The organism is Pseudolactococcus laudensis (genome assembly GCF_013449735.1).
GTDB classification, from domain to species: Bacteria; Bacillota; Bacilli; order Lactobacillales; family Streptococcaceae; genus Pseudolactococcus; species Pseudolactococcus laudensis.
This window is the reverse complement of sequence record NZ_JACBNY010000018.1, coordinates 23461-37789: the sequence shown is the minus strand read 5'-3', so window position 1 is coordinate 37789 and position 14329 is coordinate 23461. Positions and strand designations below refer to the sequence as shown.

Here is a 14329-nt window from a genome sequence, read left to right as displayed (position 1 = left end):
AGATAGATTGTATAAGCGTTGTAAAATTAGAATTTTCAACATCAAAACAAGGTCATAGGGCGGTCTACCACCATGAGATTTGTTTTTTAAATCATACTTAAAAATCCGGTTAAGAGTTGGGCGAAAATACTCGAAATCAACCACTTTTTCTAGCCGCTCAAGAGGGTCTCCTTTTGAACTTAATTTTTCAAGATAGTCGCTATCTCCAAATAAATTCATCTTCAATACCTCGTTAGCTTATTTTTAATCTATTATACCTCTTTTCATAAGTTTTTAGAGGTACCCTATATAGTTTCATAATTTAATGTCAACTAATTCGTTACAAAAAAAAAACAATCAGAATACTATATTCTAATTGTTTTTTTAATGCTACTTTTCATATACGCGTTTCGCTAAAGCAAAATTTCCTACTGTTGCTGAGGCATTGTTAGCAATACTTGGCACTTGTAAATAATCCGTCAACTCAGGTACTGTGACATAGTCATTTAGAAGTTCTGCAAATTGTTTACGGACACGCGCCATCATATGTTCTTGTGCCATGACGCCACCACCAAAAATAATTTTTTCAGGACGAAGTGTCAAAGTCGTAGAAACAGCAGCTTGCGCAATGTAATAAGCTTGAATATCCCAAACATTTGACTCGAGTTCAATATTTTCACCTCTAATACCAGTTCGAGCTTCAAGTGACGGACCTGCTGCAACACCTTCTAAACAGTCACCATGATAAGGACAGACACCAGCAAAATCTAAATCATCTGGATGACGTTTAACAAACATATGTCCCATTTCAGCATGTGAAATACCACCGATAAATTCACCATCTTGAATCGCACCCGCACCGATGCCAGTACCGATAGTAAAATAAACCAAGCTTTTAAGTGACGGTTCAAGTAACTGCTCACCATATGCTGACGAATTAACATCGGTCGTAAAGTACATCGGTAAATCAAGCTGTGCTTTCAAGAATCCAATCAAATCAAAATTAGCCCAGTGTGGTTTAGGCGTTGTCGTCACAAGTCCATAAGTTTCTGATGCCTCATCAATATCAATCGGTCCAAAACTACCAATCGCAATTGATACAAGCGATGAACCAAACTGTTTAAAGAAATCGACTGCTTGCTGCAGGGTTTTCACTGGTTCTTCTGTTGGAAAAGTGGTACTTTCAAGAATCATAAATGCTTCATTCCCGACTGCGCAGACAAATTTTGTACCACCTGCTTCAATACTACCAAATAATTTACTCATTTTGACCATCATTGAGTTGCCTAACAACTCGTCCTTTCTTTTCTGAACGTCATGTTCCTGTAAACGTTTTCTACTATTTTATCATAATTCCAAATAAATAACCGATATAATCGGTTATTTTAACTTTATTTTGTTACAGGTGCAGTTGTTTGAATAACAGCCTGACCAACTGTAACCGTTTGGTTATCAATCCCTTGAACTTCTGCAAATGACATGGTATTTGTCACAATGATCATCACCGTCGCTTCATAGCCAGCGGCTTTAATTTTACTAATATCAAAAGTACCTAGTAAATCACCTTTTTTCACGACTTGACCTTGTTTGACTTGTGTTGAGAATCCTTCACCTGCCATTTGTACCGTATCAATCCCAATATGAAGTAAAACTTCTGCGCCATTATTAGTCAAAAGACCATAAGCGTGTTTACTGTCATTTGTGACTGTCAATGTTCCGTCTGCTGGAGCGTAAATTTCACCTATCGTTGGTTCAATCGCAATCCCTTTTCCCATTAGTTCTGATGAGAATACTTGGTCTTTCGTTTCAGAAAGTTGAATAGCTTGACCAGTTACTGGGGCATAAAGTGCCTCATCTGAAACGCCTTCAGAAGTTTTAACGATATTAATCTCCTGAGCTGTTGTTCCTGTTGATGCGACATTCGCAGGGACATCCATGCGTCCTCGACCATAGACGTAAGTCGCAAGAAAAGCAAGGACAAAGCTGACTACAATCCCGAGCATGAACATTGGAATGCTAGCTGGCTTGATCGCAATAAAGCCAATGATTCCCGCAGGTCCAAGCGATACCCCACGCACGCCTGCAAATCCCATGATAGTAGAGGCAATACCAGCAGCACCTAGACCGATAAAGAATGGAAATTTAAGTTTGAGGTTGACACCAAACATTGCTGGCTCAGTAATCCCTAGCATCGCTGAGAAGGCTGATGAAGATGCGAGACCTTTTTGTTTTTCTTTTTTCGTCAAGAAGAAGATGGCAAATGTTGCAGCACCCTGAGCAACGTTTGCTGCAGCGGCGATAGGGAAGATGAAGTCACCCCCTGTTTTTGCAATATCAGCAAGAAGAGAAGTTTCAATCGCTGGAAATGATTGGTGTAAACCAGTCAGCACAATCGCTGAGTAGCCCAAACCAAAGATACCATAACCAACCCCACCAAGGGTATTGACCAACCAAACGAGACCGTCAGTCATACCATTTGAGACTGTTCGTAAAACAGGACCTACCACAGCAAAAGTTACAAAACCAGTGATAATAACGGCTAACATTGGGGTAAAAGTGAAGTCAATCGCATTTTTTAAATGTTTATGGAAGAATTTCTCAAGTGTTGCCAAAATCCAAGCCACACCAATGACTGGCAATACTTGACCTTGATAACCCGCTTGTGCGATTTGGAAACCAAAGACATCCCAGTAAGGCATTTTGTTTGTCGCAATCGCTTCTGCTACGCCGTAGCCGTTGACAAGGCTAGGCATGACTAACATCATCCCTGCTGCTGCCCCTAGATATGGATTCCCACCAAAACGTTTAGTGGCAGAAAATCCGATAAGAATAGGCAAGAAGGCAAAAGGTGCTGATGCCATGAGATTGACAATCTCAGCAAATCCCTTAATTCCCGGTACCATTTCAACAATAGATTGAGGTCCAAAGAGTCCTTGACCTGTCAAGACATTGTTCAAGGCCATTAAGAGACCACCTGCTACCAAGGCAGGGATCAGTGGTACGAAAATGTCTGACAGGATTTTAATCAGTTTCATAATTGGATTTGTTTCAGTGTCGGCGACGTCTTTCAGTTCATCTTTCGACACCTCCCCAACACCTGTAATGGCAACCAACTCTTTATAGACAGTATTAACATCGCCAGGTCCGACAATGATTTGATACTGACCATTGGCTTCAAATGTGCCTTTCAAGTCTGCATCGTCATCAAGCGCTGCTTGATCAATCTTAGCTGTATCTTTAACAACTAAACGCAAACGTGTGGCACAGTGGGCTGCCGCGATGAGGTTGTCTTCGCCAAGTGCTGCCGCAACTCGTTTTGCTACTTCTTTGTGATCCATAGGAATTCCCCTTCAAATTGTTCGCATGGTCTTTTCGAGTGATTGCTGTTCAAAGCTATCAACTAAAAGTCAATGGTCACCTAAAATAATTTCAATACGACATCAAATTATTAAACGTTTGACACCGTTTACATTTTAAATTATAACTTGTTCTAAAAATATTGTCAAGCGTTTGACATAGAAATTTTTTTACTTTATAATTTGACTATGATGACTAAAACAGATTATACAAAACCCTGGACTTCTGCAGAGCGTTATCGCCCCTATGCAGACTACTCTGCTGATTACGCAACAGCGCTCACAACTGCTGTCGATACTTCAGCTTATAAAAATACCTACCATATCCAACCCAAAACAGGACTCCTTAATGATCCTAATGGTTTCTCTTTCTTCAATGGTAAATATCATTTATTTTACCAAGTCTTTCCCTATGGTCCGGTTCACGGCATTAAATCTTGGGCACTCATGACATCACCCGACTTGATTCATTGGACAGATGAAGGGCTTAAACTCTTCCCTGATACCATTTTTGATTCACACGGTGCTTATTCTGGCTCTGCCTTGCCACTTTCTGAAAAAGAGCTCTTCCTATTCTACACTGGCAACACGCGCGGCGAAAATAATTCTCGGGACGCTTATCAAAATGGTGCCATTTACACACAAACAGGCGACATCCATAAATTTGATGCCCCACTACTTAGAACACCAGAAGGCTATACTGATCATTTCCGTGACCCAATGATCTTTGATACACATGGTCATAAATTTGCGATCATCGGCGCACAAACGTGCGAAGAAAAAGGAACAGTCGTCTTAGCTCAGGCAACTAACGACAGTTTAACCGCTTGGGATTACAAAGGACAACTCCAGTTTGCCCAAGAGGAAATGGGCTATATGATTGAATGCCCTAATCTTGTCTTTATTGACAAAAAACCAGTTCTCCTATTTTGCCCACAAGGTCTTGACAAGTCTATCGCTGACTACGATAATGTCTTTCCAAATATGTATGTTATTGCGGATGATTTTGATGTCGAATCTGCTACGCTAACACAGGCAGGAAAACTTCATAATCTAGATGATGGCTTTGAAGTCTATGCGACCCAAGCTTTCAACGCCCCTGATGGTCGAGTGCTTGCCTCTTCTTGGTTAGGCTTACCTGATCTGGATGTGCCATCACAAGCTGACGGTTGGCAGGGTATGCTCAGTCTAGTTAAAGAGTTAACCCTCAAAAATGGTCAACTTTACCAATATCCAGTTGTAGAGACTATATCATTACGCCACGAAAAACAAAACATTACGCTGTCAGAAGTTGCCACTACCATTGACAGTAATAGTTATGAACTTGAAATTGAGCTTAGACAAGATGAAGAAAATGAACTCTATCTTTTTGCAAATGATGATAATTCTTCTCATGTTTCGCTCAAAATAGATGTGAAAAATGGTAAAATAGAACTTAATAGAGCAAATCTTCCTGTTAGCTGGTCTGAAAATTATGGTGTGACGCGTTCGACGCAGTTCACACCTGGCAAGGCGAAACTTAATATCTTTGCGGATACATCGTCACTTGAAATTTTTGTTAACGATGGTGAAAAGGTCATGTCTAGCCGTATCTTCACAGTGCCAGAAAACACTTATTTGTTCGCCAAAAACAGCTTACCTGCTACTATCTGGCAACTAAAAAAATAAGGATAAATTGAGTATTTCATGCTCAATCAAGTAAATTTATGGCAAATTTAAACGATGTCGCAAAAATTGCTGGCGTCACTCCCACAACTGTTTCTCGCGTGATTAATATGCGAGGGTCTTTATCTCAAAAAACGATTGACCGTGTTCATGCGGCTATGCGGGAATTGAACTATCAACCCAACGCCATGGCACGCTCACTACAAGGTAAAAAATCCCAGCTGATTGGGTTAATCTTTCCTTCTGTTGCTTATCCTTTTTATGGCGAAATCATTCATGCAATTGAGTCCAAACTCTTTGCTCGGGGCTACAAGGCGATTTTATGCGACAGTGAGAACGATCCTGTAAAAGAACGCGCCTACCTGAGCATGCTCATGGCCAATCAGGTTGATGGCATCATTACCAGTTCTCATAACAAAGAAATTCATGAATATGAAAATGATAATCTAGCCATTGTTGCTTTCGACCGTTATTTGGCGGATGGCATCCCTATTGTTTCTTCTGATAATTTGGCAGGTGGTAAACTTGCAACCGAATATCTTTATGAGCAAGGCTGCCGCAAAATTGCTATGGTCGCAGGTGTCTCTGATACCATTAGCCCAACAGAAAATCGACGATTGGGCTATCAAACCATGATGGCAGAACGACACCTCACACCACTGATTCATTATCTCCCAAGAGAAAGTGACCTTAATCAAAAACGTCAGAGCATTCACCAGTTTTTAGTTGAGCAACAACCTGACGGCATTTTTTGTTCAGATGATTTGACCGCTGTCATTGTTCAGAATCTTGCAACCACTGGTCATTTAGATAATCTCAAAGTTGTCGGTTACGATGGCACACAGGTTATCCAGAGTTTCATGCCAAGTTTATCAACCATTGTACAGCCTATTGACGATTTAGCAGAACTTATGGTTAAGATTCTAATTCAAAAAATTGAGGATAAACAGTTTACACCTCAAGCTAACTACGTCCTACCAGTGACATTGAAAAAATAATCTATGAACACTTTCGATTAACATCAGAGATAGTTCGTAGCCCATTTCTGTGTCATTTTATAAAGAATGTAAAGCATCATAATCAATTTTGAGAAACAATTCGAGATTGGTCGAATAATCCTCATTTTCGTGCGAAATCGGTAATCTTTCTGAGAAACAATACGAAATTCGTCGAATAATCTTCATTTTCGTGCGAAATCGGTAATCTTTCTGAGAAACAATACGAAATTCGTCGGATAATCCTCATTTTCGTGCGAAATCGGTAATCTTTCTGGAAAACAATTCGAAATTCGTCGAATAATCTTCATTCTCGCACGAAATCGGAAAAATGCTATTTCTATTGAAAAACAGCTAAATCAAGTTTACAGAAAATAGTTTAGAATTATTGATAAATTGCTGATTGAAAAAAGTCGAACTAACAATCAAATTGATTGTTAGTTCGACTTTTTATTTATCTAGACCTTTTATCTCAGATTACTATTTTTATTTTAAAGACTCTAATCTGACCATTCTTCTCTCAAGATACCATACTTAACCGAATCCCAATATTGATTTTGCCAAAAACGAACCTTGCGAACCCTGCCTTCTTCAGTCATACCAATTTTTTGACCAAGCCGAATCATCCCTAGATTACCCGACCAAGTTGTAAAACCAATATGTGGTAGGTCATTCATTTCAAATAAATGATTGATCCAAATTTTCATAGCACGCGTTCCAATATTTTTGCCCCAGATACCTTCATCATATAAAACGATGCCAATTTCCAGCCACTTTTGTAATTCACCATCTTCATAATAAGCAGAAACAATGCCTATCAATTGCTCGTGAACAAAAACGCCATAACGAAAATCATTGTCAAGATAGTTGATAGATAATTGCTGAAATTCCTCCCATGTGTAGACAGGATCATTAAAATATGGCCCATTCCACCTCATCCATTCGGGGTCCTTTTGACCGTAAGCGATATGCCATAAGGGCAAGAGGTCATCGACATTTAATTTTCTTAAGCTAATCTCATCACTACTTAGTTTTGTAATCACGCAACTCCTATCTCTGATAAAATTCTCAGCTCATTTTCTCTTAAATATCGAATATCTGCTTCGTATTTTTCAATATTGCCTTGCTCAATATCATTTTGAAAATTTTCTTCACCTTTCGCTGCTGACGATATCATAAATTGAATCAAAAGTTGCAATCGCTCAATCATACAAGAAATAACTTTTGGATAGCTCTCTTTTTCTAAACCGTAAGCTTGTAAAAAGCGTTGTAATCGCGAGCACTTCCCTTTGAAATCAAGTTGAAACTCTTCTGAATATACTGGTACCCAACGATAAGCACCATAGACAACATCCCAAAGTCGTGTACCAGGACATAAGGTATCAAAATCAATCAATCCAGTAGCTAGACCATTTCTCGTTGTCACATTATAAGGCGCAAAATCATTATGACACATTACTTCTTGTGACATATGGCATTTGAACAGCCATTTTTCATTACCTGTCAATTGAGATAAGTAATCAGCACTCACATCATGAAATTTTCTCAAAAGATTCGCAGCAGAATCAATAGATGTGTCTGATAATAATTGGTTAGGAAGTGGATAATCGAAGACTTCTCCAGCTAAAAATGACACCATTTCATTTCCATTATCATCGATACCCATTGGCTTGGGGACAAAAGATACTTGTTTTTCAACCGTCATATAGGTCAAAAAACGTTGCACATCAGTTGTCCAAGGTTTGACTGGTCGTGTAACCTTTTCAGAGTTACTACAATTTCTTTACGACCCTTGGCACTTTTTTCATTTATCATAAATGACTTCCTGTCATAATTAATTGATTTTATATTAAACAACAACTACTCATGATTGCCGAATCAATCAATTCTCTCTAAATTAGGTTTGCGATATTCACCAATGACGAGTGGTGTCCGCTCGACTAGCACTTCACTGAACTCGAGGCCGAACCATTTGGCTGGCGTGACGGTTATCTGACGAATAGCAAATTTTGTTTGCATGATAAATCGTGACCAATTTGATAATTCACCTGCGTGAGAGAGTTCTTCATTGAGTAAAACAAATCTGAAGTCACCGACTTCACGGTTTTCAGAGATTGAGTAAGTTTGTACTTGCTTTTTAATTTCACCCGTTGCCATTAATTCTGCTACAATTTGTCGGAGATAAACGTTGACTTCTTGACTAACTCTAAAGCCTAGGTGCAACTTAACAAGCACAACATAATCTGTTCCAAGTGTGTCGATTTCATATTGTTTCGTAAATGGTTCGTCCGTAACTGAGACGTTGACAAACCAATATACATGCGCACGTTTCGGATTCTTGTCTAAAATAGAATATAGAATAGGTGCATCAATTTCATCTGCCTCCATATATTTCGTCAAATAAACAACATTTGTTTGTAAGATAGGCAGTGAACGGTCATTTCTCAAATGGTCAAGTTGAGATAGATAATTTTTAACAGGTAAATGTTCAACCAAGCCGTCAGTAATCTGGCTCCCCTTATACCAAATATACATAATCATAATGATCGCAAGCGCAATCAGAACCGCAACATATCCACCATGCACAAACTTATCCAAGCTTGATAGCAAGAAGACAATTTCAATACCTGCAAAGAAAAGCGGTACGGCAATAGCAAAGAATGCCTTGGCACGTGTCTTCAGATAAAAATGTAGTAAGAAAGTGGTCATGAGCATCGTCACCGTAATCGACAGGCCATATGCTGCCTCCATTTTAGTAGACGATTGGAAAACAATAACAACGATAGACGTCGTCACCCACAATAAGAAGTTCACAACTGGAATATATTGTTGATTGCGACTCTTGCCGGGATAAAGGACATGCAAGCGTGGCAGAATTTTCAAGCGCATGGCTTCGCTGACAAGTGTGAAAGAACCCGTGATTAAGGCCTGAGATGCGATAATCGCAGCCAACGTCGCAAAGAGCACTGCCAAAGGCATCAAAGGATCCGCAATCATTTGGAAAAATGGATTCATCTCTTTGAATTGATGAATATCAGTTGATAAGAGATAAGCAACTTGACCAAAGTAATTGATAATCAGACTGATTTTAACATAAGGCCAACTCAAATGAATATTGGATTTTCCCACATGACCTAAATCACTATACAGAGCTTCCGCTCCTGTTGTGGCAAGAAAAACATTACCTAGAATGAATAAGCCCAAGTGATTGTCAGGACTAAATAATAGCTTAATACCATAAACTGGATTTAAGGCTCTCAGTACTGACAAGTCTTGTAGTAAGTTAGCAAACCCTGAAACCAAAAGGAAAGTAAACCAGAGAAACATAATTGGTCCAAATAGTTTGCCGACTGTATCCGTTCCGAAACGCTGAAAACTAAAGAGAATTAATAAAATGACTAAAGTGATGATCACAATTATATCTTGTGAATAACCAAAAACTTCTGTAAAAATCGGTAGCGTCCGTAAACCTTCTATCGCACTGGTTACAGTCACTGCAGGTGTTAAGACACCGTCCGCAAGTAAAGCCGCACCACCAATAATAGCTGGAATAATTAAAAATTTCCCCATAGGCCGAACAAGCGCGTAAAGTGAAAAAATACCGCCTTCGCCTTTATTATCTGCATTCAGCGCAATCATAACATATTTTACTGTTGTCAGTAAGGTAATCGTCCAAAAAATCAAGGACACGCTACCAATTAAAAAATCTTCATTAATTTCGCCATGGTTACCTGCTATCAGCCCCTTCATTACATAAAGCGGACTGGTTCCGATGTCACCGTAGACAATCCCCATTGCAATCAAGAGGCCAGCTGCTGACCATTTCTTATTTAACTTCTTCATTCTAAAATACCCCTCCTGGGAATTTTTAGGCGCAAAAAAAACCTAAATGTCCCAATCATTTCTGTTGAAATATAGAACACCTAAGTCTTGCCATTTAAGGATAAACCAGTGGTCGGAATGCTTATTAGATTTAAGCACCTTACCACAGACATGTTGATTTATCCAGTCGTATACGACCTGCTACTCCCTTAAGTCAATAGAGTAATTTTAACAGTATAGTGTGTCAGTGTCAAGAACAAACCACTAATCAAATTAAACTATTTTACACTATTTTATAAACCAATCCGCTCAAAGACTTCGTCCACTCGACTAGCATAGTAAGTTGGGTCAAATAACTCATCAATTTCTGCCTCAGTCAAGACTGACATGACTTGTTCGTCAGACAAAAGTTGCGGTTTAAAGTCTACTTGATTGTCCCATGAGTAAGCTGTTTTTGGCTGAACCAAATCATACGCCGTTTCACGTGTCATCCCTTTTTCGATGAGTTTCAACATCACACGTTGGCTGTAAATCAAACCAAATGTGCTGTTCATGTTACGAATCATATTTTCAGGGAAAACAGTCAGATTTTTAACAATATTACCAAAACGGTTTAACATATAATTCATCAAGATTGTTGTATCTGGCGTAATAATCCGTTCTGCTGAACTATGTGAAATATCACGTTCATGCCATAAGGCAATATTTTCATAAGCAGTCACCGCATGCCCACGAATCACGCGCGCAAGCCCAGTCATGTTCTCAGAACCAATTGGATTACGTTTGTGTGGCATAGCTGAGCTGCCTTTTTGACCTTTAGCAAAGAATTCCTCTACTTCACGTTGCTCAGATTTTTGCAAACCACGAATTTCAGTCGCCATACGCTCAATAGATGATGCGATAATCGCTAAAGTACTAAAATACTCTGCGTGCAAATCACGTGGTAAAACTTGAGTCGAAATTTCTTGGGCTGTAATACCAAGTTTGTCACAGACATAACGCTCAACGAATGGCGGAATATTAGCAAAGTTACCAACAGCCCCTGAAATTTTACCTGCTTCAACGCCACGCGCAGCATGCTCAAAACGCTCGATATTACGTTTCATCTCAGAGTACCAAGTTGCTAATTTCAAACCAAAGGTTGTTGGTTCAGCATGCACACCATGCGTCCGACCCATCATAATCGTAAATTTATGCTCGCGCGCTTTGTCCGCAATAATTGCTGTAAAACGCTCAAGGTCAGCACGCAATATATCATTAGCTTGTTTAAAGAGATAGCCATAAGCCGTATCCACAACGTCAGTCGACGTCAATCCATAATGGACCCACTTACGTTCTTCACCTAAACTTTCGGATACAGCACGTGTAAAGGCCACCACATCATGACGTGTTTCTTGTTCAATCTCAAGAATCCGATCCACATCAAATGTTGCCTTTTCACGAATCTTCGCAACATCTTCTTTGGGAATTTCACCTAATTCAGCCCAAGCTTCATCAGCTAAAATCTCAACTTCAAGCCAAGCTTGATATTTATTTTCTTCAGTCCAAATGGCCGACATTTCAGGGCGGGAATAACGTTCTAACATCTTTTTATGTTCCTTTTCTCTTATAAACTTATCGCACAGTCATCAGTCAAAACAGTCACATGACCCATTTTGCGATTTTCCTTTGCTTCAATTTTACCATACAAATGCAAATGTGCGCTCGGATTTTCTGTCGCAAAATGTTGTGCGGCAGATAAATCTTGACCTAAAACTTGCAGCATGACAGCAGGTGATAACAACGCTACCTTTGGTAATGGTTCACCCAATATACCACGAATATGTAAATCAAACTGCGAAAAATCACACGCTTCAATTGTCGCATGACCTGAATTATGCGGCCGCGGCGCAATTTCATTAACCAAAATATCATGGTTAGTCACAAACATTTCAACACATAAAGTCCCTGATAATTTCAAAGCCTGAGCAATTTTCAGCGCCATACTTCTCGCTTCTTCTGCCAAATACTTTGAAATTCTCGCAGGCATAATTGTTTTATCTAAAATATTATTCTGATGTAGATTTTCGCAAACTGGAAAAACAGAAAATTCAGTGCCATTACCAGAAATAATGACGGAAATTTCTTTTAAAAAGCTGACAAATTCTTCACTCACACACGGTTGAAGATCTGCAAGATCACGCGCTTCTTCCCAGTCCACAACATTCTCAACAACAACTTGACCATGACCATCATAACCACCTGTTGCCGTTTTGACAACGTGCTTTTTTGATAAATCCAAATCATTCAAGTCTTCTAACGTATTAATGACTGTATAAGGTGCTACTTTCACACCTGCTTTTGTCAAAAATTCTTTTTCAAAAATACGATTTTGAGAAATGCGCAATAAATCTAAACCTTGGGGTATTTTATCTTCGTAAGGTGCTAAAGCATCTGCTGATACATTCTCAAACTCATAGGTCAGAACATCAGAACGTGCGGCTAATTTTGCAATTGCAACAGTATCATCATACTTGGCTACAATTTGTTCAGCTACCTGAGAGGCCGGACAATTCGGATCTGGATCAAGGGTAATAACCTTATGTCCCAAATAAATCGCAGATATAGCCATCATTTGTCCGAGTTGACCGCCTCCGATAATTCCTATCGTTTTCTCTTTAGTCAAGTTCGTCACTACTTTCTATCACAGCTTGTTTTTGATCTTCTCGGAATTTAGTCAAGCGAGCAGCTAAATCCTCGTCAGAAATTGACAAAGTTTGCAGGGCATATAAACCAGCATTCTGTGCGCCAGACTCACCAATTGACATCGTCGCAACAGGTACACCACCCGGCATTTGAGCGATAGACAAAAGTGAATCTAATCCGTTCAAAGCACGTGATTTAACGGGTACACCGATAACTGGCAATGTTGTTTTAGCTGCTACCATACCCGGTAAATGTGCTGCACCGCCAGCACCTGCAATGATAATTTGGATGCCACGTTCACGTGCAGTTTCCGCAAATTCAAACATCAAATCAGGTGTTCTATGTGCAGATACAACTTTCTTTTCATACGCTACACCAAATAAATCGAGAACATCTGCTGCTTTTTTCATGGTCGCCCAGTCGGACTTACTCCCCATAATGATTGCGATTTTAGGTTGTTTAAACATTTGCTTTATCTCCAATATCGTTTCTATAAAAGAGTCCTGTTGTATCTTGTACTTTTAATTGCTTGTATAGGATAGCTTGTGCATCAGATACTTTATTAGCTGATGTCTCTAACAGATAAACACGACCTCCATTTGTCACAAGTTGTCCCGTAGCATCAGCAGTCACGCCTGCATAATAAGTAGTGATGTCTCCAGTCGTTTTCTCAGGAATTTTAACGCCTTTGGTATAATCACCTGGATAGCCTTCTGAGGCAACGACGACGCCTAAAGTGACACCGCCATTGAGCCAAGTGAATTCTGGGATTTTATCTGCAAGTAAATCGCGCATATTAATCGCAAAGTCTGACGTTAGACGTGGCAAAATGACTTGTGTCTCAGGGTCGCCAAAGCGTGCATTAAATTCAATGACCTTAGGACCCTCTGCCGTCAAAATTAGACCTGCGTACAAAATACCTGTATAAGGACGTCCCTCGGTAATCATACCGTTGACAACGGGCTTGATAATCGTCTCAACAGCCGTGTCAACAACTGACTGTGGCAAGTGAGGTACTGGCGAATAAGCACCCATTCCGCCTGTATTTGGACCTTTATCTTGATCATAGGCACGTTTGTGGTCTTGCGCTGTCGGCATCATATAGAATTTATCATTCTTGACAAAAGCAAAGAGTGAAAATTCTTCACCATCAAGAAATTCTTCTACAATGACACGTGACTTGCCAAATTTATTATTTTCTAGAACATCACGTGTGAAATCCAAAGCTTGAGCAACTGTTTCAGCAACGACTACACCTTTACCGAGTGCTAGGCCATCCGCCTTAATAACAATAGGCGCTCCTTTTGATTCAATATAAGCAGCCGCTTGACTGAAATCACTAAAAGTCTTGTGGTCAGCAGTTGGTACTCCATATTGATTCATGATTTGTTTTGCAAAATCTTTTGACCACTCTAGTTCTGCTGCACGTTTGGTTGGACCAAATACAGATAGACCTGCTGTTTCAAAATCATCAACAATTCCAGCCGCCAAAGCATCATCTGGCCCTACAAAAGTAAAGGTAATGTCGTTTGACTTAGCAAAATCAATCAATTCAGCATGTTGGTCAATATTGATAGCAATTGTTTCAATCCCATCCAAAACCATACCGGCATTGCCTGGTGCAGCGTAGACAGCTGTCACTTCAGGACTATCTAGTAATTTTTTAGCAATCGCATGCTCACGCCCACCTGAGCCAATGACAAGTAATTTCAAGATTGTTTTCCTCTTTATGCTCTCTTTTACATTATTTTGTTTCATTCTATCATGATTATGCGCAATATAAGGTAAAATACCAGACAAAAAACCGAAAACCCGCTTAAAATGTTC

The 14329-nt window shown here is 39.6% G+C and carries 12 protein-coding genes; 2 read left to right on the top strand and 10 right to left on the bottom strand.

From position 1 onward, the window contains the following. The 3 genes from HZR21_RS09130 to HZR21_RS09120 all read right to left on the bottom strand — a co-directional run. The coding region (locus tag HZR21_RS09130; RefSeq protein ID WP_180747389.1) for a transposase at nt 1-219 on the bottom strand (219 nt) is incomplete at its 3' end. A gap of 150 nt (nt 220-369) precedes the next feature. Next, nucleotides 370-1245 carry a fructokinase ScrK gene (gene scrK, locus HZR21_RS09125; protein WP_180747392.1) on the bottom strand — a complete coding sequence of 292 codons (876 nt, stop codon included), beginning with the start codon at nt 1243-1245 and terminating at the stop codon, nt 370-372. A gap of 125 nt (nt 1246-1370) precedes the next feature. Continuing rightward, nucleotides 1371-3317 carry a sucrose-specific PTS transporter subunit IIBC gene (locus HZR21_RS09120; RefSeq protein ID WP_180747388.1) on the bottom strand — a complete coding sequence of 649 codons (1947 nt, stop codon included), beginning with the start codon at nt 3315-3317 and terminating at the stop codon, nt 1371-1373. A gap of 210 nt (nt 3318-3527) precedes the next feature. Here HZR21_RS09120 and HZR21_RS09115 point away from each other — a divergent pair, with 210 nt between their 5' ends. Next, nucleotides 3528-5003, top strand: a complete 1476-nt coding sequence (locus HZR21_RS09115) for a sucrose-6-phosphate hydrolase (protein ID WP_180747387.1) — start codon at nt 3528-3530, stop codon at nt 5001-5003. A 38-nt stretch (nt 5004-5041) separates the two neighbouring features. After that, nucleotides 5042-5998 carry a LacI family DNA-binding transcriptional regulator gene (locus HZR21_RS09110; protein WP_180747386.1) on the top strand — a complete coding sequence of 319 codons (957 nt, stop codon included), beginning with the start codon at nt 5042-5044 and terminating at the stop codon, nt 5996-5998. Between the two features lie 497 nt (nt 5999-6495). Here HZR21_RS09110 and HZR21_RS09105 read toward each other — a convergent pair whose 3' ends face one another. From HZR21_RS09105 to purD, 7 genes are all read right to left on the bottom strand, one after another. Next, nucleotides 6496-7038 (bottom strand): GNAT family N-acetyltransferase, encoded by a 543-nt coding sequence (locus HZR21_RS09105; RefSeq protein ID WP_310592571.1) that lies wholly within the window; start codon nt 7036-7038, stop codon nt 6496-6498. Further along, nucleotides 7035-7721: an aminoglycoside phosphotransferase family protein gene (locus HZR21_RS12065; RefSeq protein ID WP_310592572.1), complete on the bottom strand. Its 687-nt coding sequence runs from the start codon at nt 7719-7721 to the stop codon at nt 7035-7037. The genes HZR21_RS09105 and HZR21_RS12065 overlap by 4 nt, the downstream gene beginning before the upstream one ends. A gap of 152 nt (nt 7722-7873) precedes the next feature. Next, complete coding sequence (locus tag HZR21_RS09095; protein ID WP_180747385.1) at nt 7874-9838, bottom strand: KUP/HAK/KT family potassium transporter; 1965 nt, start codon at nt 9836-9838, stop codon at nt 7874-7876. 272 nt (nt 9839-10110) lie between these two features. Beyond that, nucleotides 10111-11403, bottom strand: a complete 1293-nt coding sequence (gene purB, locus HZR21_RS09090) for an adenylosuccinate lyase (RefSeq protein ID WP_180747384.1) — start codon at nt 11401-11403, stop codon at nt 10111-10113. A 20-nt stretch (nt 11404-11423) separates the two neighbouring features. Continuing rightward, nucleotides 11424-12482 carry a 5-(carboxyamino)imidazole ribonucleotide synthase gene (gene purK, locus HZR21_RS09085; protein WP_003138420.1) on the bottom strand — a complete coding sequence of 353 codons (1059 nt, stop codon included), beginning with the start codon at nt 12480-12482 and terminating at the stop codon, nt 11424-11426. Continuing rightward, a complete protein-coding gene (gene purE / locus HZR21_RS09080) occupies nt 12475-12969 on the bottom strand; it encodes a 5-(carboxyamino)imidazole ribonucleotide mutase (protein ID WP_003138418.1) in 495 nt (164 codons plus the stop codon). The genes purK and purE overlap by 8 nt, the downstream gene beginning before the upstream one ends. After that, nucleotides 12962-14215, bottom strand: a complete 1254-nt coding sequence (gene purD, locus HZR21_RS09075) for a phosphoribosylamine--glycine ligase (RefSeq protein WP_180747383.1) — start codon at nt 14213-14215, stop codon at nt 12962-12964. Before purD ends, purE begins: the two co-directional genes overlap by 8 nt. Between the last annotated feature and the right edge of the window lie 114 nt (nt 14216-14329).